The 19218-nt window shown below is 45.8% G+C and carries 20 protein-coding genes; 13 read left to right on the top strand and 7 right to left on the bottom strand.

What is annotated here, in order from left to right; translation table 11 throughout:
* The first annotated feature begins 26 nt into the window (after positions 1-26).
* The 6 genes from hemB (at position 27) to rplS (ending at position 4829) form a co-directional block, all read left to right on the top strand.
* Positions 27-1052: a porphobilinogen synthase gene (gene hemB / locus AB3F25_RS07675; protein ID WP_373603259.1), complete on the top strand. Its 1026-nt coding sequence runs from the start codon at positions 27-29 to the stop codon at positions 1050-1052.
* Between the two features lie 213 nt (positions 1053-1265).
* Positions 1266-2615 carry an NADP-specific glutamate dehydrogenase gene (gene gdhA / locus AB3F25_RS07670; RefSeq protein WP_373603258.1) on the top strand — a complete coding sequence of 450 codons (1350 nt, stop codon included), beginning with the start codon at positions 1266-1268 and terminating at the stop codon, positions 2613-2615.
* A 224-nt stretch (positions 2616-2839) separates the two neighbouring features.
* Complete coding sequence (gene rpsP, locus AB3F25_RS07665; RefSeq protein ID WP_194812935.1) at positions 2840-3088, top strand: 30S ribosomal protein S16; 249 nt, start codon at positions 2840-2842, stop codon at positions 3086-3088.
* A gap of 24 nt (positions 3089-3112) precedes the next feature.
* On the top strand, positions 3113-3640 hold the full coding sequence (gene rimM / locus AB3F25_RS07660; RefSeq protein WP_373603257.1) for a ribosome maturation factor RimM: 528 nt from the start codon (positions 3113-3115) through the stop codon (positions 3638-3640).
* Between the two features lie 64 nt (positions 3641-3704).
* On the top strand, positions 3705-4454 hold the full coding sequence (gene trmD, locus AB3F25_RS07655) for a tRNA (guanosine(37)-N1)-methyltransferase TrmD (RefSeq protein WP_373603256.1): 750 nt from the start codon (positions 3705-3707) through the stop codon (positions 4452-4454).
* Between the two features lie 24 nt (positions 4455-4478).
* Positions 4479-4829: a 50S ribosomal protein L19 gene (gene rplS / locus AB3F25_RS07650; RefSeq protein ID WP_006719364.1), complete on the top strand. Its 351-nt coding sequence runs from the start codon at positions 4479-4481 to the stop codon at positions 4827-4829.
* Positions 4830-5016: 187 nt separating this feature from the next.
* Here rplS and AB3F25_RS07645 read toward each other — a convergent pair whose 3' ends face one another.
* The 6 genes from AB3F25_RS07645 to znuC form a co-directional block, all read right to left on the bottom strand.
* Positions 5017-5634: a MarC family protein gene (locus AB3F25_RS07645; protein ID WP_373603255.1), complete on the bottom strand. Its 618-nt coding sequence runs from the start codon at positions 5632-5634 to the stop codon at positions 5017-5019.
* 156 nt (positions 5635-5790) lie between these two features.
* A complete protein-coding gene (gene tilS, locus AB3F25_RS07640) occupies positions 5791-7092 on the bottom strand; it encodes a tRNA lysidine(34) synthetase TilS (protein WP_373603254.1) in 1302 nt (433 codons plus the stop codon).
* On the bottom strand, positions 7092-7958 hold the full coding sequence (gene pdxY, locus AB3F25_RS07635; RefSeq protein WP_373603253.1) for a pyridoxal kinase: 867 nt from the start codon (positions 7956-7958) through the stop codon (positions 7092-7094). The genes tilS and pdxY overlap by 1 nt, the downstream gene beginning before the upstream one ends.
* Positions 7959-8033: 75 nt before the next feature.
* Entirely contained in the window at positions 8034-8981 is a 948-nt protein-coding gene (gene accA, locus AB3F25_RS07630) for an acetyl-CoA carboxylase carboxyl transferase subunit alpha (RefSeq protein ID WP_373603252.1), read from the bottom strand.
* A gap of 90 nt (positions 8982-9071) precedes the next feature.
* Positions 9072-9857 (bottom strand): zinc ABC transporter permease subunit ZnuB, encoded by a 786-nt coding sequence (gene znuB, locus AB3F25_RS07625; RefSeq protein ID WP_373603251.1) that lies wholly within the window; start codon positions 9855-9857, stop codon positions 9072-9074.
* 9 nt (positions 9858-9866) lie between these two features.
* Positions 9867-10661 (bottom strand): zinc ABC transporter ATP-binding protein ZnuC, encoded by a 795-nt coding sequence (gene znuC / locus AB3F25_RS07620; protein ID WP_373603250.1) that lies wholly within the window; start codon positions 10659-10661, stop codon positions 9867-9869.
* Positions 10662-10835: 174 nt separating this feature from the next.
* Here znuC and mepM point away from each other — a divergent pair, with 174 nt between their 5' ends.
* The 7 genes from mepM (at position 10836) to ispH (ending at position 18482) form a co-directional block, all read left to right on the top strand.
* Complete coding sequence (mepM, locus tag AB3F25_RS07615; RefSeq protein WP_373603249.1) at positions 10836-12293, top strand: murein DD-endopeptidase MepM; 1458 nt, start codon at positions 10836-10838, stop codon at positions 12291-12293.
* A gap of 237 nt (positions 12294-12530) precedes the next feature.
* The gene (gene ribF / locus AB3F25_RS07610) at positions 12531-13463 is read left to right on the top strand and encodes a bifunctional riboflavin kinase/FAD synthetase (RefSeq protein ID WP_373603248.1); all 933 of its coding nucleotides are present in this window, start codon (positions 12531-12533) and stop codon (positions 13461-13463) included.
* Positions 13463-13705 (top strand): DUF4160 domain-containing protein, encoded by a 243-nt coding sequence (locus tag AB3F25_RS07605; protein ID WP_373603247.1) that lies wholly within the window; start codon positions 13463-13465, stop codon positions 13703-13705. The genes ribF and AB3F25_RS07605 overlap by 1 nt, the downstream gene beginning before the upstream one ends.
* On the top strand, positions 13689-13937 hold the full coding sequence (locus AB3F25_RS07600; RefSeq protein ID WP_373603246.1) for a DUF2442 domain-containing protein: 249 nt from the start codon (positions 13689-13691) through the stop codon (positions 13935-13937). The genes AB3F25_RS07605 and AB3F25_RS07600 overlap by 17 nt, the downstream gene beginning before the upstream one ends.
* 37 nt (positions 13938-13974) lie before the next feature.
* Positions 13975-16797, top strand: coding sequence for an isoleucine--tRNA ligase (ileS, locus tag AB3F25_RS07595; RefSeq protein WP_373603245.1), 2823 nt, complete (start codon positions 13975-13977; stop codon positions 16795-16797).
* A gap of 231 nt (positions 16798-17028) precedes the next feature.
* Complete coding sequence (lspA, locus tag AB3F25_RS07590) at positions 17029-17541, top strand: signal peptidase II (protein WP_373603244.1); 513 nt, start codon at positions 17029-17031, stop codon at positions 17539-17541.
* Positions 17538-18482 carry a 4-hydroxy-3-methylbut-2-enyl diphosphate reductase gene (gene ispH / locus AB3F25_RS07585; protein WP_373603243.1) on the top strand — a complete coding sequence of 315 codons (945 nt, stop codon included), beginning with the start codon at positions 17538-17540 and terminating at the stop codon, positions 18480-18482. The genes lspA and ispH overlap by 4 nt, the downstream gene beginning before the upstream one ends.
* 128 nt (positions 18483-18610) lie before the next feature.
* Here ispH and folA read toward each other — a convergent pair whose 3' ends face one another.
* The gene (gene folA / locus AB3F25_RS07580) at positions 18611-19114 is read right to left on the bottom strand and encodes a type 3 dihydrofolate reductase (protein WP_373603242.1); all 504 of its coding nucleotides are present in this window, start codon (positions 19112-19114) and stop codon (positions 18611-18613) included.
* Between the last annotated feature and the right edge of the window lie 104 nt (positions 19115-19218).

The following is a 19218-nucleotide window of genomic DNA, read 5'->3' as shown; positions in this document are numbered from 1 at the left end:
TATTGAGATAGATAAAGGATAACGATATGACTCAACAAATTTTTACCGGATTTCCGGTACGTCGCTTGCGCCGTTTGCGTAAACATGACTTCAGCCGTCGTTTAGTCGCGGAAAATAAACTTACGGCGGACGATTTAATTTATCCGGTGTTTATTTTAGAAGGTGAGAATTATCGGGAGCCGGTACCTTCCATGCCGGGAGTAGAACGTTTGACGATCGATCAATTATTGATTGAAGCGGGACTTTTGGTGAAATATGGTGTGCCGGTTATTGCGTTATTTCCGGTGGTTGAACAAAGCAAAAAATCCTTAATGGCGGAAGAAGCCTACAACCCAAACGGTTTGGTGCAACGCGCGGTGCGTGCGTTAAAATCGGCCTATCCCGAACTTGGCGTACTCACCGATATTGCGTTAGACCCTTATACTATTCACGGTCAAGACGGTATTGTCGACGAAGAAAACTATGTATTAAACGACGTTACTTCGGAGATTTTAGTGAAGCAAGCGCTGTCCCATGCGCAAGCCGGCGCAGATATTGTGGCACCGAGCGATATGATGGATGGGCGTATCGGGCGTATTCGTCAGGCTTTGGAAGAAAACGGTTTTATTAATACGCAAATTATGGCGTATTCGGCGAAATATGCGTCGAATTATTACGGTCCGTTCCGCGATGCGGTCGGTTCTTCCGGTAATTTGAAAGGCGGTGATAAAAAAACGTATCAGCTTGATCCGGCAAACGGTGATGAAGGCTTGCAAGAAGTAGCACTTGATTTGCAAGAGGGGGCGGATATGGTGATGGTGAAGCCCGGTATGCCATATTTGGATATGGTGTATCGTGTGAAACAATATTTCGGCGTGCCGACTTTCGCTTATCAAGTCTCAGGCGAATACGCCATGCATATGGCGGCTATTCAGAACGGTTGGCTGAAGGAAAAAGAATGTATTATGGAATCGCTTTTATGTTTTAAACGCGCGGGCGCCGACGGTATTTTGACCTACTTTGCCAAACAAGTGGCCGAATGGCTTTATTTGGAAAATAAAAATAAGGCGTAATTTCCCTTCTTAGTTATCGAAATTAGATTTTATATATTAAAAACGAGGAAATATTAAATATTTCCTCGTTTTTTCTTATTTCTTTAATTCTTAGATAATAAAACCGTTGTAATCTTAATTTGAGCGTTGCATATTGTTTCCACTCCGTTTACAGACGGTGCTTCACAATAAAAACAAACACACAACATCAACGAAACTAAGAGGAAACACATTATGTCAACAGTCGCATCCTTAGACGCATTTTTAACTAAAATCGCTCAACGTGACGCTCACCAGCCCGAGTTTTTACAAGCCGTGCGTGAAGTGTTCACTTCAATCTGGCCATTCTTGGAGAAAAATCCAAAATATCGCTCTGAAGCCTTGTTGGAGCGTTTGGTCGAACCCGAACGTGCCATTCAGTTTCGAGTGGCATGGACCGACGATAACGGGCAAATTCAAGTAAACCGAGCGTTTCGCGTGCAATTTAACAGTGCTATCGGTCCATTCAAAGGCGGTATGCGTTTCCACCCGTCGGTGAATTTATCCATCTTAAAATTCTTAGGGTTTGAACAGATTTTCAAAAATGCGCTGACTACCTTGCCGATGGGCGGTGCTAAAGGTGGTTCAGATTTTGATCCGAAAGGTAAATCAGATGCGGAGGTTATGCGTTTTTGTCAAGCCTTGATGGCGGAACTTTATCGTCATATCGGTCCGGATACCGATGTGCCGGCAGGCGATATCGGTGTCGGTAGCCGTGAAGTGGGGTATCTTGCGGGCTATATGAAAAAATTGTCTAACCAAGCCGCTTGCGTATTTACCGGCCGCGGTCTTTCTTTTGGCGGCAGTTTAATTCGTCCGGAAGCAACCGGTTATGGCTTAGTGTACTTCGCGCAAGCAATGTTAGCGGAAAAAGGCGACAGCTTTTCCGGCAAAACCGTTTCCGTTTCCGGTTCCGGCAATGTGGCGCAATACGCCATTGAAAAAGCCCTTCAATTAGGCGCGAAAGTGGTGACTTGTTCTGACTCTGCCGGTTATGTGTACGATCCGGAAGGCTTTACAACTGAAAAATTAGCGACATTATTAGAAATCAAAAATGTAAAACGTGGTCGTGTAAAAGATTACGCGGAACAATTCGGACTTCAATATTTTGTCGGCAAACGTCCGTGGGAAGTGAAAGCGGATATCGCCCTTCCTTGCGCAACTCAAAATGAGTTGGAAATTGACGATGCACGAACATTAATTGCCAATGGTGTGAAGTTAGTGGCCGAAGGTGCGAATATGCCAACGTCGATTGAGGCGACCGACGCATTTTTAGAGGCCGGCGTATTATTCGGGCCGGGCAAAGCGGCGAATGCGGGCGGTGTGGCGACTTCCGGCTTGGAAATGGCACAAAGTTCGCAACGTTTATATTGGACCGCTGAAGAAGTAGATGCGCAATTACACCGCATTATGTTGGATATTCATGCAAACTGTAAAAAATACGGTAGTGTTGCGGAGCAAGTGAATATTAATTATGTGGTCGGTGCGAATATTGCCGGCTTCGTAAAAGTGGCTGATGCGATGTTGGCACAAGGTGTTTACTGATCGTTAAAAAATTTGTCAAAACGGCCTTATTTTTTAGAGTAAGGCTGTTTTTATTTTGTCTTTTATCTTTCTAAAAATCGGTTTTAACTTGCCTTTTTGTTCAAAAGGTGTAGAATTTTCGCGCTTTTTGTCTATATATACAGAGAAAAAAGTAAGTTTAACTCTCATTTAACTTTCGATATTTGAGGGTTTTCTTTTTGTAATCAAATTATTAGAGGAAGGTTATGGTAACCATTCGTTTATCTCGTGGCGGAGCTAAAAAACGCCCATTTTACCAAATCGTTGTTGCTGACAGCCGTTCACCGCGTGATGGTCGTTTCATTGAGCGTATCGGTTTTTTCAATCCAATCGCACAAGGTAAAGCAGAACGTGTTCGTATCGATTTAGACCGAGTTAACCACTGGGTTGGTCAAGGTGCTTCATTGTCCGATCGCGTTGCGAGTTTAGTAAAAGAAGTGCAAAAAGCCGCTTAATTTTACTTTTAAGAGGTGATGAAGATGCAACAACAAAGAATCGAAACCGTCGGCAAATTAGGCTCGACTTATGGCATTCGCGGTTGGTTACGCATTTATTCATCCACAGAACAAGCTGAAAGTATCTTTGAATATCAACCTTGGTTTTTGAAAATCAAAGGGCAATGGCAACCGACTGAGTTGGAAAACTGGCGTCATCATAATCACGAACTGGTTGTGAAATTAAAAGGCGTGGATGATCGAGAAGCGGCGCAAATTCTGGCAAACGTGGAAATCGGCGTTGATTTATCGGTATTTCCAACTTTGGAAGAAGGTGATTATTACTGGCACGATTTAATTGGTTGCTCGGTAGTCAATCTGGAAGGTTATGCCATGGGAACCGTGACTGAAATGATGGAAACCGGTTCCAATGATGTGTTGGTGGTGAAAGCCAACCTGAAAGATGCTTTCGGAAAACAGGAACGGTTAATACCGTTTTTGTATGAACAAGTAGTTAAAAGAGTCGATCCCGCCACTAAGACGATTACAGTGGATTGGGACGCTGGTTTCTAATCTCAGGTATGCCGTAGCGCTTTGCGGTAACATTAACATAAGGCTCAAAACTTAAGGCTAAATTATGTGGATTGGGGTAATAAGTCTGTTCCCTGAAATGTTTAAAGCAATTACGGAATACGGAGTAACCGGCAGGGCTGTTAAGCAAAACCTGTTACAAGTGCGGTGCTGGAATCCAAGAGATTTTACGCACGATAAGCATAAAACTGTAGATGACCGTCCTTATGGCGGAGGTCCGGGAATGCTGATGATGGTGCAACCATTAAAGGATGCGATCGATTCAGCAAAAGCAGTAGCAGGCGAAGGTGCAAAAGTGATTTATCTCTCGCCACAAGGTCGTAAACTTGACCAACCAGGTGTAGAAGAATTAGCACAGAATCAGAAATTGATTTTGTTATGCGGCCGCTATGAAGGCATTGATGAACGGTTGATTGAAACCGTAGTCGATGAAGAATGGTCGGTAGGCGATTATGTATTAACCGGCGGTGAATTGCCGGCAATGACGTTAATTGACGCAGTTGCCCGATTTATTCCCGGTGTGCTCGGTAAACAGGCTTCCGCTGAGGAAGATTCGTTTGCTGATGGATTACTTGATTGTCCGCATTATACGCGCCCCGAAGTGCTTGACGGATTAACCGTGCCGCCCGTGCTGATGTCGGGACACCATGAGGAAATTCGCAAATGGCGATTAAAGCAATCGTTATTGAGAACATGGTTACGACGCCCTGAGCTACTGGAAGGCCTAGCTCTGACTGACGAACAACGTAAGCTGTTAAAACAGGTGCAAGCCGAATATAACAGTAAACTCAGTTAACTCTAGGATCAAAAAGGATCAAAAATGTCTAACATCATTAAACAACTTGAACAAGAACAGTTAAAACAAAACGTACCTAGCTTCCGCCCGGGCGACACTTTAGAAGTGAAAGTATGGGTTGTTGAAGGTAGCAAACGTCGTTTGCAAGCGTTCGAAGGCGTGGTTATTGCAATTCGTAACCGTGGCTTGCATTCTGCATTTACCGTACGCAAAATCTCCAACGGTGTTGGCGTTGAACGTGTATTCCAAACTCACTCTCCGGCAGTTGATAGCATCGTGGTGAAACGTAAAGGTGCGGTACGTAAAGCGAAACTTTACTACTTACGTGCACTTTCCGGTAAAGCGGCTCGTATTAAAGAGCGTTTGGGCGAATAATTTCATAACAAATAACGCTTATTTAAATCTGCATCCGAAAGATCGAACTGTTTTCGATTAAGTAGGATGCAGATTTTTTTATTACTAAATTTGTTTGAGGCTTGATGAACTTATTGATTATGGGATATGAATGCGGTGCTATTTCGATCGTGTAACAAATGTGTCTACCGAAGACTGACATAGTCTTTTATGCTACATGAGTAAAAAAGTCTCTCAGCCCGATTAGCACATTATTCACCGCTACCGTTGCCAAAATTAACCCCATCACACGGCTAATAATGGCTGCTCCGGAGTTACCGATAAAGTGCTGAATACGGTTTGCAGCAAGCAGTAAAATATAGGTAATTAACAACACCGTCAGCATTATTCCCGCTGTGATAAATTGTTCGGTGAAGTTAAAGCGATGGTTGTCCGTCAGTAACACGATAGCCATCATTGCGCCGGGAGAGGCAATCGACGGTACAGCCATCGGATAGACCGCGATTTCGGTAATATTTGCCTTCATTTTCATTTCTTGTTCCGGTTTGCTTTCACCAAAAATCATGCTTAAGGCAAATAAGAAAAGTACCAAACCACCGGCGATTTGGAAGGCAGGAAGCGGCACTTGCATGGCTTCGAACAGTACTTGGCCACCGATTAAAAAGAAAAGCAGAATGCCGGCGGAAATGACTACTGCATTGCGTGCGATTTTGCGGCGTTCTTCAAGGGAAAATCCGATGGTTTTGGAAAGATAAACAGGAATCGAACCGATTGGGTCGATGACCGCCCAAAGCACCACGAATTGCACGACAAGAGAATCAAACATTGACTTTCCTTAGTGAGAAATGAAAACACGGGCATTCTATCAAATTAACGCAAAATTATGTAGCTGTTGCCCAAGCCTGAATTGACCTCACAAAATAGCACCGCATTGAAGCGGCTTCCAATGCGGTGCTATTTTGCGACTCCAACTTATGCTTCTTTAATTTTTTGCCGGCTTGAAAACACGGAAAAAACCGAGTGCGCTTTGCAGTTCGTCGCCGTAAAAAATCAGCGGAATTCGTGTTCGTTGCCAAGGCGGCACAGCAAGTTCTTGCCAGATTTTTTTGATGGTTTCGCATGGACGGTTCGGGTGACGTTTCACTTTACCGTGATAACCAAAACGAACGAAAATCGGCAAATTTGTCGGCGGTAATTCAATGGAATATCGTTGCCAGCGGAATATGAATTTTTCCGTCGTACAAGTTAAATCAAGTTCCCCAAGATTATCGGGTAGAACAAGCACGGAATCATTCAATTCAAGACAGATTCCGTCAAGATCGAGGAAGTCGCTCGTAAGATATAAACAAGATTGGTATCTGCGGAGCACTTTCTCATTAAGCCGAAATGCGGGGTTGGCGTCTTCTTTGGCACAAATAACATCTTGAATCAATTGCTCCAACCGATATTTACTCGGCATTTCGCAACCATTTATCGCCAGCCATTTACGTAACAGCGCCGCCTGTTTGGCGGGTGAATATCGGGCAAAATCAAACAGTTGAAACTCTGTCGGCGTTTGGCAATGTTGCGCGAAGGTTTCTTGTAGTAATTCATCAATAAGTTGTTGCTGTTCAAAGCAATGCTGCGCCGAACGCGCCACCGATTCGTCAAAATGGCGCCAGCGCTCGCGTAGTTCGGGCAAAATTCGATGACGCAGAAAATTGCGCTCGTAGCGCTCGTCGTCATTGCTTTCGTCGTGAATCCAAGCCAGTTTTTCCGCACGGACATAACCTTCCAATTGCTCGCGACTAAAATTAAGTAATGGGCGGAAAATCGGCATTCCCAACAGTTCGTTTGAGCACCGCATTGAAGCCAGTCCCCGCAAGCCGCTGCCGCGTTTGAGCGCGAGAAAAAAGGTTTCCGTTTGGTCATTCAAATGATGCGCCGTCGCTAAGACTTCATTAGGCCGAATATGGCGACGAATCGCCCGGTAACGCGCTTCGCGCGCTGCGGCCTCGATGCCGTTTCGACCGTCCACTTGCACGCGTTCGATGATTAATGGAATTTTGAGTTGCTCGCATATATTTAGGCAATGTGCCGCCCAATGATCCGCATTGGCGCTGAGTCCGTGATGAATATGAATGGCGCGTAAGGTTAGATTGGAGTTGAAATGCGCGCATTTTTCACGCAGTTTTTGAAAAAGCGAAACTAACGCGGTGGAATCCAAACCGCCGCTGAAAGCAATGAGTACTTGTCGTACGGCGGTTTGTTCAATTTGGCGTGTAAAAGCGGAAAACAGATCCATCAGGCGATTTTTTCGGCTTTGTAGTTGCTGCTCGGATTTAAGATCTCAAAACGTGCGGCAATGGTTTGCAATTCATAGGAGTTGAGATCAAAGGTGGTTTTCATCACGCCGGTCACTTCGTTATTCATGGCTTCAAAGGCTTCAACATCGGATTTGCCGTTAAGTAAATTTGCCAAGAAAGTTCCGGCAATCAAATCGCCCACGCCCACGGGTTCGAAATCAAACCGATAAAGTGGCCGGCTTAAGTGCCATATGCCTTGCGGTGTCGCCATAATGATTTCAAAGGTGTCGGGATCGTTAATTTTGCCCACTTTGCCCAAGTGTTTCACTAACACTTTTTTTACCCCTTTGGCAAGCAACGCGCGCACCGCTTGCAAGACGTCGTCAAAGCTATTGATAGGGAAATCGCTCAGTTCGCGCAATTCGCTTAAGTTTGGCGTCATAATATCTGCGACGGGAATCGCTTTTTCAATTAAAGCTTCGCGTACGCCGTTCGCCACAACGCAGACTTTTTCTGCATTCGGCATCACCGGATCGCACAAATAAAGAACGTTAGGGTTACGTTTTTTGATTTGTTGCAAGGCGTAAAGAATTTGATCAACCTGTTCAGCCGAGCCTAAATAGCCGGAAAGCAGCGCATCGCATTGTTGTAGTTTTTCGATGTCATCCAAGCCGCTAATCACTTCACGGATTTGTTCTTGCGGGATCACCATGCCCGTCCATTTGCCGTATTGGGTATGGTTGGAAAATTGTACGGTGTTGAGCGCCCATACATCGATGCCAAGCAACTGCATCGGGAAAGTGGCTGATTTATTGCCGGCAAAGCCGTACACCACATGGGATTGAATGGAAAGTACGTTTTTCATGTTCGTCTCTTTTTGAAGCTTTTCTTTAAGGATCAAAAAAGAGCGGCTGACATAACCGCTCTTTTTTTAATGGCTTTAACAGTAGCCGTAAGACATTAAGCGATCGTAACGTCGGCGTAACAATGTTTCTTGATCCAGTTTGTCGAGTTCGGCGAGATCTTTTCTTAAGCGTTGTTTAAGATTCGCTGCCATCGTTGCGTAATCACGATGAGCTCCACCTAATGGCTCTTGCACGATATTGTCGATTAACCCTAATTCTTTTAAACGCGCGGCGGTCAAACCCATTACTTCTGCGGCAGTCGAGGCTTTTTCCGCACTTTTCCAGAGAATGGATGCGCAACCTTCCGGCGAGATTACCGAGTAAGTGGAATATTGCAACATATTAACTTTGTCGCCCACACCGATAGCTAACGCGCCGCCGGAACCGCCTTCGCCGATGACGGTACAAATCACCGGCACCGTTAACTGCGCCATTTCGCGCAAGTTGCGAGCAATTGCTTCCGCCTGACCGCGTTCTTCCGCACCGATGCCCGGATAAGCGCCCGGCGTGTCGATGAAGGTGATAATCGGTAATTTAAAGCGTTCCGCCATTTCCATTAAACGCAGCGCTTTACGGTAACCTTCCGGCGCCGGCATACCGAAGTTACGTTTCACCTTGTCTTTCACGGTACGACCTTTTTGGTGCCCAATTACCATTACCGGACGCCCGTCCAAACGCGCCAAACCGCCTACAATCGCTTTATCGTCGGCAAACGCGCGATCGCCGGCGAGTTCTTCAAACTCGGTGAAAATATGCTCAATATAATCTAATGTGTATGGACGATGCGGATGGCGCGCCATGCGGGAAACCTGCCAAGCATCCAGATTAGCGAAGGTTTTTTGGGTCAATTCGTCGCTTTTCTTTTGTAAGCGTTTAATTTCGTCACTGAGATCGACTTTATCGTCGGATGCCGCGCGTAGGGCTTCGATTTTTGCCTCTAATTCCGCAATCGGCAGTTCAAAATCTAAATATTCCTGGTTCATTTTTTTGTCCTAAATAATACCGTAAAAAATTGGCCGCACTTTATCAAGAATTCAGAGGCGGCGCAAATGCTTTTCACTGGTTGGCGGCGCTTACAAAGGTTCTTTTTTGAATAAAGAAAGCGCGAATAAAAATGCGCAACAAATCACCACGGAAGGGCCGGCCGCCGTGTCGTAAAATGCCGACAGCAATAAACCGCCGATGACGGCGAACATGCTTATGAGCACCGCATTGAAAACCATCGATTCGGGTGTTCGGGCAAAGCGTCGCGCGGCAGCGGCAGGGATAATCAGTAAGGAGGTGATAATCAGCGCGCCAACGAATTTCATACTTAACGCGATGGTCAAGGCGGTCAAAATCATCAAAATAAAACGCATCTTTTTGATGTTAACGCCTTCCACTTGGGCAAGTTCCGGCGAAACCGTTGCGGAAAGCAACGGTTGCCAAAAATAAATGAGCACGGCTAATACCGTAACCACGCCGATGCTAATGTAAATTAAATCCGTGTAATTGATCGCCAATAAATCGCCGAACAAATAACCCATTAAATCCACTCGCACGTTTTTCAGCAAACCGACGGTGACTACGCCGAGCGACAAACAGCTGTGGGCAATAATGCCGAGTAAAGTATCGACGGAAAATTGTGTGTTGCTTTCCAGCCATACCATGGCGACGGCAAGAAGTAGCGTGAGCATGACAATTGCCAAGTAAGGATTCACTTGTAAGAAAATGCCCAATGCTACGCCAAGTAAGGCGGAGTGCGATAGCGTATCGCCGAAATAGGCCATTTTGCGCCACACCACAAACGCACCAAGCGGTGCGGTGATGAGTGAAAGCAAAATGCCGCTTAACAAGGCCGGAAAAAGAATTTCAAACATAGGCGTTCCTTAATGCCGACCACGTTCGGTAGAAGCGTTGCAAGCGCATACGTCGCCGTGTAAATCGTGATGATGATTATGATGATGCGTATAAAAGCCGACATTTTGTGAGAGTTGGTCGCCCCATAAGCGCATAAAGGTCGGATCGTTCGATAAGGTTTCCGGCGTGCCGGCGCAGCAAATGTGTTGGTTTATGCACAACACTTCTTTACTGTCGGCCATCACGATATGTAAATCGTGCGACACCATTAATACCGCGCAATTAAGTTGTTGTTGGGTTCGCTGAATCAGTTGATAAAGCTCCGCCTGGCCGCTGATATCCACGCCTTGAGTCGGTTCATCTAGCACCAACAAATTGGGTTTATTCAAAATGGCACGCGCCAATAACACGCGCTGCATTTCTCCGCCCGACAAGCGTTGCATATTGTTATTACGCAAATGCGCGACGGAAAGCTGCTCCAATGCGGTGCTGATTTCACCGGCCGTGACGCCTTTTTTTAAGGCGAGAAAACGTTCTACAGTGAGCGGTAAACTGTGATCTAAATGAATTTTCTGCGGTACGTAGCCGATGCGTACGTTTTTGTGATAAATCACTTCGCCGGATGTCGGCTTTTGCAATTTTAATAGGATTTTCAGCAAAGTGGATTTGCCGCCGCCGTTCGGGCCTACGATGGTAATGATGGAATTGGGGTAAATGTTTAAATTGATATTTTGTAACGCGGTTTTTTGTTCGAACGCCACATTGATATTTTTGAGTTCAATTAATGGAGAAAGTGGATCGCGTTGCACGGAACGAATTTGCATAATGTCGCCTGTGTAAAATTTAGCGCGTAACATTAGCGTATTTTGCTTTTTTTCTCAAGGCGTTCCGTTTCGATACGGCAAATTTTGCCTCCGTTTTGCATCGTTTTCATGTAAAATGAACCTCTTTTACGATTGGCAGTCTGACAGACGTCTTATTTTTATCAGGTACCCGTTTTGCAACACGTTAAATTAGCCCGCGACAGACGAAAACGAAAATCCCGCATTAAAGCGGCGATTTTTTTTGTCGCATTGGCGCTTATTTTTAGCGGTGCGATGTTGGGACTGAAAGACCGCGCGCAATCCGACGCGAGCGTGCAAAGCGAGCTTGCACCGGAAATGATCGACGACACGCAATATCAATCTCTCCATCCCGAAGAAACCGACAAAACGACACAAAATACTCCGCCGACGAATGCTCCGCAAAAGGATGACGCCACCTCTTACGACGATGAATTGCAAGCGCAAGATGACGAAGCGGAAGAAGTCAAGCCACAATTCGATGAACTCGACGCGCTTCCGCAAAATGCCCAAGACGCCTTAAGCGGTTTATTAGACGCGGCAGATCAAGCGCTGCGTATTACTGATCAATTCAGCTACACCGTTGCGCAAGGCGACACGTTAAAAGATGTGTTAGAGCTTTCCGGTTTAGAAGACGATACGGCGAAACAACTTATCGCTTCCTATCCCGAACTGCAGAGTTTGAAAGCAGGTCAGCAATTTTATTGGATTTTGGATAAAAGTGAGCAGTTGGAATATTTAAACTGGCTCGTTTCGGAAAAAGAAGAACGCATTTATGAACGGACGGAAGAAGGCAAATTTAAACGTCAGATTTTAGAAAAACAAAGCGTTTGGAAAAAAGAAGTGTTGAAAGGCCAAGTAAACGGTTCTTTGGCAGCCGGTTTGCGCGCCTTAGGTTTGGACGGGCGCCAGATCGCTCAATTGAGCAGCGCATTGCAATGGCAAATCAGCCTACAAAAACTTAAAGAAGGCAGTCGGTTTTCCGTATTGGTTTCGCGTGAATACTTAAGCGATAAACTCACCGGTCAAGGCAACGTGGAAGCGATTCACATCGTGGCCGAAGGCAAAAGTTATTATGCCGTTCAAGCGACAAATGGCCGTTATTACAACCAACAAGGCGAAACTTTAGGCAAAGGTTTTGCACGCTATCCGTTACAACGTCAGGCGCGGGTTTCTTCTCCTTTTAATCCAAATCGTCGTCATCCGGTGACGGGGCGGGTTCGTCCGCATAAGGGCGTGGATTTTTCGGTGCCACAAGGCACGCCAATTATCGCGCCGGCGGACGCTTTGGTAGAAAAAGTGGCTTATCAAGGCGGTGGCGCGGGTCGTTATATCGTCTTACGTCACGGGCGTGAATATCAAACTGTGTATATGCATTTAAGCCGCTCTTTAGTGCGCGCCGGACAAACGGTGAAAAAAGGCGAACGTATCGCGCTTTCCGGAAATACCGGAATTTCGACGGGGCCGCATTTACATTATGAATTTCACATCAACGGACGCCCGGTAAACCCACTTTCCGTGAAGTTACCCGGAACCAGCAGCGGCATGAGTACGGCGGAACGTAAGCAATTCTTAGTTCGAGCAAAAGAAGCCGAAAGAATGTTGAGATTGTGATGATATCGGCCGAACCTTCAAAATACCACCGCATTGGAAGCGATTTCAATGCGGTGCTATTTTGAGAGGACACAATGGAAATACGCTCGCGCTTTGCGGCCGTTTGGCGTGCATTTTTGCAGCATGATTAACATTATCTTTAGATTAGTATGGCAATCTGCTTTTTCGCGACGAACACCTGACAAACCGCTCGCTTACCGCTATAATGCCGAAATTCTTTTATTCGCGGATGAGGTCATGCAATTAATTCGAGGGCTACCGAATGCAAGCCTGATTTTACAAGGCAGTGCATTGACTATTGGCAATTTTGACGGCGTGCATTTAGGGCATCAAGCAATTTTGCGCCATTTGCGGGCGAAAGCCGATGAATTGCATTTGCCCATGGTGGTGATGCTGTTTGAACCGCAGCCGCGCGAATATTTTTCTACCGAAAACGCGCCGGCGCGTTTAATGCATTTGCGCGATAAATTGTTTTACTTTGAACAGGCAGGCGTGGATATTGTGATCGTGGCGAAATTCGACCGCTCTTTTGCCGCCTTGCCCGCACAGCAATTTATTGAAGATTGGCTGGTGCGCAAATTAAACGTGAAATTTTTAAGTATCGGCGACGATTTCAAATTTGGCGCCAAACGCTTGGGCAATTTTGCCATGTTGCAACAAGCGGGTGAAAAATTCGGTTTTACCGTGGAAGATAGCCACAGCTTTTGCCTGAACGAACTACGTATCAGTAGTACCGCCATCCGTGAAGCCTTGGCGAAGAACGATTTAGCGTTGGCGAAAAAATTGCTCGGACGCCCATATCGCATTTTAGGGCGCGTGATTCACGGCAACGAACTGGGTCGCACCATTGGATTCCCCACCGCTAATATCCGTTTGCACCGTCAGGTAAATCCGGTGAAAGGGGTTTACGCAGTAAAGGTTCGGTTAAAATCCGGCGCGCTTTTTAACGGTGTGGCAAACATCGGCACACGCCCGACCATCAACGGCATGAATCAATTATTAGAAGCGCATTTATTTGATTTTCAAGGCGATCTTTACGGACAATGGTTGGAAGTGGAACTCTGCCACAAAATCCGCAACGAAATGAAATTTCCCTCCTTTGAGGATTTAAAAAAACAGATCGCACAGGATGTGGAAACGGCAAAAACGTTTCTTGAGGGAGTTGAATAATGCCGGTGATTTTACGTTTTAAAGGTTATATTTTCTTTTTTTACTCTAATGAAGGTAATCCCTTAGAACCCGCGCATATTCACATTCGAAACGCCGAATCGGAAGCAAAATTTTGGTTGGAACCGGAAATTTTCCTAGCACGAAATGATGGCTTTAATTCTAAAGAATTGAGAGAAATTTTTTCAATTATTGAAAGCAATCAACCACAATTTAAGGAGGCTTGGTATGACTACTTCGGCTAAACATGTACGTTTCGATGAAAACATAATGTGGGTTGAGCTGGATGATGCGCGTATTTTAGGTATTCCTTTAGTTTGGTTTCCAAAATTGTTACGAGCGACAAAAGCGGAGCTGGAAAATTATGAGCTCAGTCGTCGCGGTATTCATTGGGACGCGTTGGATGAAGATATTTCCATTGACGGATTACTGGCAGGGCGGGGCGATGTGACGCACAGTCCGCAACAAGTGGCTTAAAACAAATTTTAATTTTTACACAACACTGGAATAGAACATGACTGATTATAAAAATACCCTAAACCTACCCGAAACGGGCTTTCCGATGCGTGGCGATTTAGCCAAACGCGAGCCTGTGATGTTGAAAAATTGGTATGAAAAAGATCTTTACCAAAAAATTCGTCAGGCAAGCAAAGGTAAGAAATCTTTTATCTTGCACGACGGCCCTCCTTATGCCAACGGCACCATTCATATCGGTCATGCAGTTAATAAAATTCTGAAAGACATCATCGTGAAATCCAAAACCGCGCTGGGTTTTGATTCTCCTTATATCCCGGGCTGGGACTGCCACGGTTTGCCGATTGAACTGAAAGTAGAAGGCTTGGTAGGTAAACCGAACGAGAAAATTTCGGCGGCGGAATTCCGTCAAAAATGCCGTGAATATGCGGCGGAACAGGTGGAAGGTCAGAAAAAAGACTTTGTGCGCCTTGGGGTGTTGGGTGACTGGGATAATCCGTATTTGACCATGAATTTCCATACCGAAGCCAATATTATCCGCACCCTTGGTAAAGTGATTGCTAACGGCCATTTATACAAAGGCTCCAAACCGGTGCACTGGTGTTTGGATTGCGGTTCTTCCTTGGCGGAAGCGGAAGTGGAATATGAAGATCGCGTGTCTCCGTCTATTTATGTACGTTTCCCGGCGGAAAGTGCAGTGGAAATTGAAGGTAAATTCAACGCCGTGGGTAAAGGCAGTGGCAAACTTTCTGCGGTTATTTGGACTACTACTCCTTGGACGATGCCGTCTAACCGCGCGATTTCAATTAATCCGGAATTAGAGTATCAACTTGTTCAACTGGGTGACGAACGTGTGATTTTAGCCGCGGAACTGGTGGAATCTGTCGTAAAAGCAACAAGCATTGAAAATATAGAAATTTTAGGTTCGGCGAAAGGTATGGATCTTGAATTATTGCGTTTCCATCATCCGTTTTATGATTTCACCGTGCCTTTAATTTTAGGCGATCATGTCACTACTGACGGCGGTACCGGTTTGGTGCATACGGCACCGGATCACGGTTTGGACGACTTTATTGTGAGCCAAAAATATAATGTGCCAATGGCAGGTCTTGTAGGAAATGATGGTAAATTTATCTCCAGTACGCCGTTCTTTGCAGGCAAAGGCGTATTTGAGGCCAATCCGTTGGTCATCGAAAAATTACAAGAAACGGGGAACTTGTTGAAATTAGATAAGATTAAACACAGTTATCCACACTGCTGGCGTCATAAAACGCCGATTATTTTCCGCGCCACACCACAATGGTTCATCGGTATGGAAACCCAAGGTTTACGCGGACAAGCCTTGGGTGAAATCAAACAAGTGCGTTGGATTCCGGACTGGGGTCAAGCGCGCATTGAAAAAATGGTGGAAAATCGTCCTGACTGGTGTATTTCCCGTCAACGTACTTGGGGCGTGCCGATGACTTTATTCGTGCACAAAGAAACCGAAGAATTGCACCCGCGCACGTTGGAATTGCTTGAGGAAGTGGCAAAACGCGTAGAAAAAGCCGGCATTCAGGCATGGTGGGATTTAGACGAAAAAGAATTATTAGGTGCAGATGCGGAAACTTACCGCAAAGTGCCGGATACGTTGGACGTGTGGTTCGATTCCGGCTCCACTTATTCTTCTGTTGTGGCGAATCGTCCGGAATTTAATGGTCAAGACATCGATATGTATTTGGAAGGTTCCGACCAACACCGCGGCTGGTTTATGTCTTCGCTCATGCTTTCCACCGCCACAGATAAAAAAGCGCCGTATAAACAAGTATTAACACACGGCTTCACGGTGGACGGTCAGGGGCGCAAAATGTCTAAATCCATCGGTAACATCGTGACACCGCAAGAAGTCATGGATAAATTCGGCGGCGATATTTTACGTTTATGGGTGGCGTCCACCGATTACACCGGCGAAATGACGGTGTCTGACGAAATCTTAAAACGCGCGGCGGACAGCTACCGTCGTATCCGTAACACGGCGCGTTTCTTGTTGGCAAACTTAAACGGCTTTGATCCACAACGCGACGCAGTGAAAGCGGAAGACATGATTAGCTTGGATCGCTGGGCGGTGGCTTGTGCGTTAGAGGCGCAAAACGAAATTAAAGACGCCTACGACAACTATCAATTCCATGCCGTGGTGCAACGCTTAATGCGTTTCTGCTCGGTGGAAATGGGCTCGTTCTATCTTGATATTATCAAAGACCGTCAATACACCACCAAAGCGGACAGCCTTGCCCGTCGTAGTTGCCAAACCGCCTTATGGCATATTGCAGAAGCGTTGGTGCGTTGGATGGCACCAATTCTGTCATTCACCGCGGATGAAATTTGGGGTTACTTACCGAAAACCGCTACGCCGCGCGCCGAATTCGTGTTTACCGAAGAGTTTTACCAAGGCTTATTTGGCTTAGATGAAAGTGAAAAATTAGACGACGCTTACTGGCAAGCCCTGATTAAAGTGCGTTCCGAAGTGAACCGCGTGCTGGAAATCGCCCGTAATGAGAAAGTGATCGGCGGTGGTTTGGAGGCGGAAGTCACCGTCTATGCTAACGATGAATATCGCGCGTTATTGGAAAAACTCGGCGATGAACTCCGTTTCGTGCTGATTACTTCCAAAGCAGTAGTTAAACCGTTGGCGGATAAACCTGCTGATGTAGCAGAGGGCGAATTGGAAGGCATTGCGGTGAGCGTTGCGCGTTCCAACGGCGAAAAATGCCCGCGTTGCTGGCATTATTCCGACAAAATCGGCGTCAACCCGCAACATCCGACCCTTTGTCCGCGTTGCGTGGAAAATGTGGCAGGTAACGGCGAAATCCGTTACTTTGCGTAATCATTACTTTTAAAATGCAAAAGTACGGTTAACTTTCGGTACCAGCAAAGGCATATGATGTAGCAAAGATATAAAGCCATCCGACTGAAAGATGGATTTATGTTGAACAAATAGCACCGCATTGAAAACGGCTCCAATGCGGTGCTATTTTGTGAGAGTAATTTCAGCGTTGTGCAACGGCGACATCATCTTGCAAATTTTGACCGCACTTTTCTTTATTTAGGAATCCTTATGGCAAAAAATAAATCCGGTCTTTCTTTTCTTTGGCTTAGTGCAGTGGCTTTTGTGCTTGATTTGCTCACTAAATATATTGTGGTGCAAAAATTCGATTTATACGAAAGCGTGAATGTACTGCCGGTATTTAATTTGACTTACGTACGCAACTATGGTGCGGCCTTTAGCTTTTTGGCGGATCATAGCGGTTGGCAGCAATATTTCTTTATCCTGTTGGCGTTGGGGATTTCCGGTATGTTGATTTATTTCTTAGCCAAAAACCGTGCAACACAAAAACTCCAAAATGCGGCTTATGCATTGATTATCGGTGGCGCGATGGCGAATATGGCCGATCGCGCTTATAACGGTTTTGTGGTGGATTTCTTGGATTTTTATTGGGATATTTATCATTATCCGGTATTTAATGTAGCGGACATTGCCATTTGTATCGGCGCCTGTTTGTTGGCGTTAGACGCGTTCAAAAGCGAAAAGAAAAAAGTAAAAGACGAACAGAAGAGCGGTCAAAAATGAAGATAATTTTAGCTAATCCGCGTGGTTTCTGTGCCGGCGTGGATCGTGCCATCAGCATCGTGGAGCTGGCGCTGGAAATTCACGGAGCGCCTATTTATGTGCGGCATGAAGTGGTACATAACCGTTTCGTGGTGAACGGCTTGCGTGAACGCGGTGCCATTTTTGTGGAAGAATTAAGCGAAGTACCGGACGGCGCCATTGTGATTTTCTCCGCCCACGGCGTGTCCCAAGCGGTGCGTCAGGAAGCGAAAGAACGCAATCTGAAAGTCTTCGACGCCACTTGCCCATTGGTAACCAAAGTGCACATGCAAGTGGCGCGTGCCAGTCGCAAAGGCACCAAAGCCATTTTAATTGGGCATAAAGGCCATCCCGAAGTGGAAGGCACCATGGGGCAATATAGTAATGACGACGGTGGCATTTATTTGATCGAAAGCGTGGAAGATATTGCACGCTTACCGGTGCAGGAAAATGACGAACTCACTTTTATGACGCAAACCACGCTGTCCTTAGACGACACGGTGGAAACCATCGCGGCCCTGAAAGAAAAATATCCCGCTATTCAAGGCCCGCATAAAAACGACATTTGCTATGCCACCACCAACCGTCAGGAAGCGGTACGTGAACTGGCGAAACAATCGGATTTGGTGCTTGTGGTAGGATCTAAAAACTCGTCTAACTCTAATCGTTTGGCGGAATTGGCTTCTCGGATGGGGGTGAAATCACAGCTTTTGGATGATCCTTCAGATATTCGCGCCGATTGGTTTGATGGCGTGCAAACCATCGGTATTACAGCCGGTGCATCCGCTCCGGAAGAACTGGTGCAATCTATTATTTCCCGACTGAAAGAATTCGGCGTCACCACCGTGGAAGAGCTTCAAGGCTTGGAAGAAAATATGTTCTTTGAAGTTCCGAAAGAGTTACGGGTAAAAGAAGTAAATTAAGAAAAACGGTATTTCTTATTGAAATACCGTTTTTTATGTTAAACCGATATTCAGCAAATTCGATCTTGCCGTCCGGCGCGAATTCAATGCGGTGCTGAAATCAAAGGTTGTTGTTCCATGTTTTTGCTTTAAATTTTGCGGTCTGTTTTCAGCTTTTTCCGCAAAATTAAAAAACGACAAGCATAAGGATTCTGCTCGTCTTTCTCGCGGTATTGTTCGAATTCAATTTCCCATTCGTCCCAGTTCAATAAAGGGAAAAACGTATCGCCGTCGATGTCCGCTTGGATTTGAGTTAAATACAATTTATCCGCATACGGCAAATATTGTTTGAACAATTCGCCGCCGCCGATCAACATAATTTCTTCTGACTCTTTAACCGCCTCCAGTGCGCTTTCGAGGCTTTCCTTCCAAATTACGCCTTCGTATTCGTAAGGCTTGCGGGAAAGCACGATATTTATTCGTTTCGGCAACGGGCGGCCAATGCTTTCAAAGGTTTTACGCCCCATAATCACCGGTTTGCCGGTCGTGTTTTGACGGAACCAAGCAAGGTCGGCGGGCAGATGCCAAGGCATTTGATTATCTTTACCGATCACGCCGTTTAAGGTGGCGGCAACGATTAAACTAAACGTCATAAAACTTCTCCTTAAAATGCGTCCGCACTATATCACAGCGCCGCATAATTTTAATGCTTTTTAACCGCTTTGATGCTAACGTATGTGGCGTTTCGACCCGGTAA

The organism is Aggregatibacter sp. HMT-949 (genome assembly GCF_041734645.1).
Classification (GTDB): Bacteria; Pseudomonadota; Gammaproteobacteria; order Enterobacterales; family Pasteurellaceae; genus Rodentibacter.
This window is presented reverse-complemented; position numbering and strand designations above follow the sequence as displayed.

Bases quoted from the DNA above. Each gene is read 5' to 3' on its own strand.
- rplS (WP_006719364.1), top strand. From the start codon at position 4,479: ATGTCTAACATCATTAAACAACTTGAACAAGAACAGTTAAAACAAAAC.
- ispH (WP_373603243.1), top strand. From the start codon at position 17,538: ATGAAGATAATTTTAGCTAATCCGCGTGGTTTCTGTGCCGGCGTGGAT.
- rimM (WP_373603257.1), top strand. From the start codon at position 3,113: ATGCAACAACAAAGAATCGAAACCGTCGGCAAATTAGGCTCGACTTAT.
- tilS (WP_373603254.1), bottom strand. From the start codon at position 7,092: ATGGATCTGTTTTCCGCTTTTACACGCCAAATTGAACAAACCGCCGTA.
- accA (WP_373603252.1), bottom strand. From the start codon at position 8,981: ATGAACCAGGAATATTTAGATTTTGAACTGCCGATTGCGGAATTAGAG.
- znuB (WP_373603251.1), bottom strand. From the start codon at position 9,857: ATGTTTGAAATTCTTTTTCCGGCCTTGTTAAGCGGCATTTTGCTTTCA.
- folA (WP_373603242.1), bottom strand. From the start codon at position 19,114: ATGACGTTTAGTTTAATCGTTGCCGCCACCTTAAACGGCGTGATCGGT.
- AB3F25_RS07605 (WP_373603247.1), top strand. From the start codon at position 13,463: ATGCCGGTGATTTTACGTTTTAAAGGTTATATTTTCTTTTTTTACTCT.
- trmD (WP_373603256.1), top strand. From the start codon at position 3,705: ATGTGGATTGGGGTAATAAGTCTGTTCCCTGAAATGTTTAAAGCAATT.
- AB3F25_RS07600 (WP_373603246.1), top strand. From the start codon at position 13,689: ATGACTACTTCGGCTAAACATGTACGTTTCGATGAAAACATAATGTGG.
- ileS (WP_373603245.1), top strand. From the start codon at position 13,975: ATGACTGATTATAAAAATACCCTAAACCTACCCGAAACGGGCTTTCCG.
- AB3F25_RS07645 (WP_373603255.1), bottom strand. From the start codon at position 5,634: ATGTTTGATTCTCTTGTCGTGCAATTCGTGGTGCTTTGGGCGGTCATC.
- hemB (WP_373603259.1), top strand. From the start codon at position 27: ATGACTCAACAAATTTTTACCGGATTTCCGGTACGTCGCTTGCGCCGT.
- ribF (WP_373603248.1), top strand. From the start codon at position 12,531: ATGCAATTAATTCGAGGGCTACCGAATGCAAGCCTGATTTTACAAGGC.
- znuC (WP_373603250.1), bottom strand. From the start codon at position 10,661: ATGCAAATTCGTTCCGTGCAACGCGATCCACTTTCTCCATTAATTGAA.
- rpsP (WP_194812935.1), top strand. From the start codon at position 2,840: ATGGTAACCATTCGTTTATCTCGTGGCGGAGCTAAAAAACGCCCATTT.
- gdhA (WP_373603258.1), top strand. From the start codon at position 1,266: ATGTCAACAGTCGCATCCTTAGACGCATTTTTAACTAAAATCGCTCAA.
- lspA (WP_373603244.1), top strand. From the start codon at position 17,029: ATGGCAAAAAATAAATCCGGTCTTTCTTTTCTTTGGCTTAGTGCAGTG.
- pdxY (WP_373603253.1), bottom strand. From the start codon at position 7,958: ATGAAAAACGTACTTTCCATTCAATCCCATGTGGTGTACGGCTTTGCC.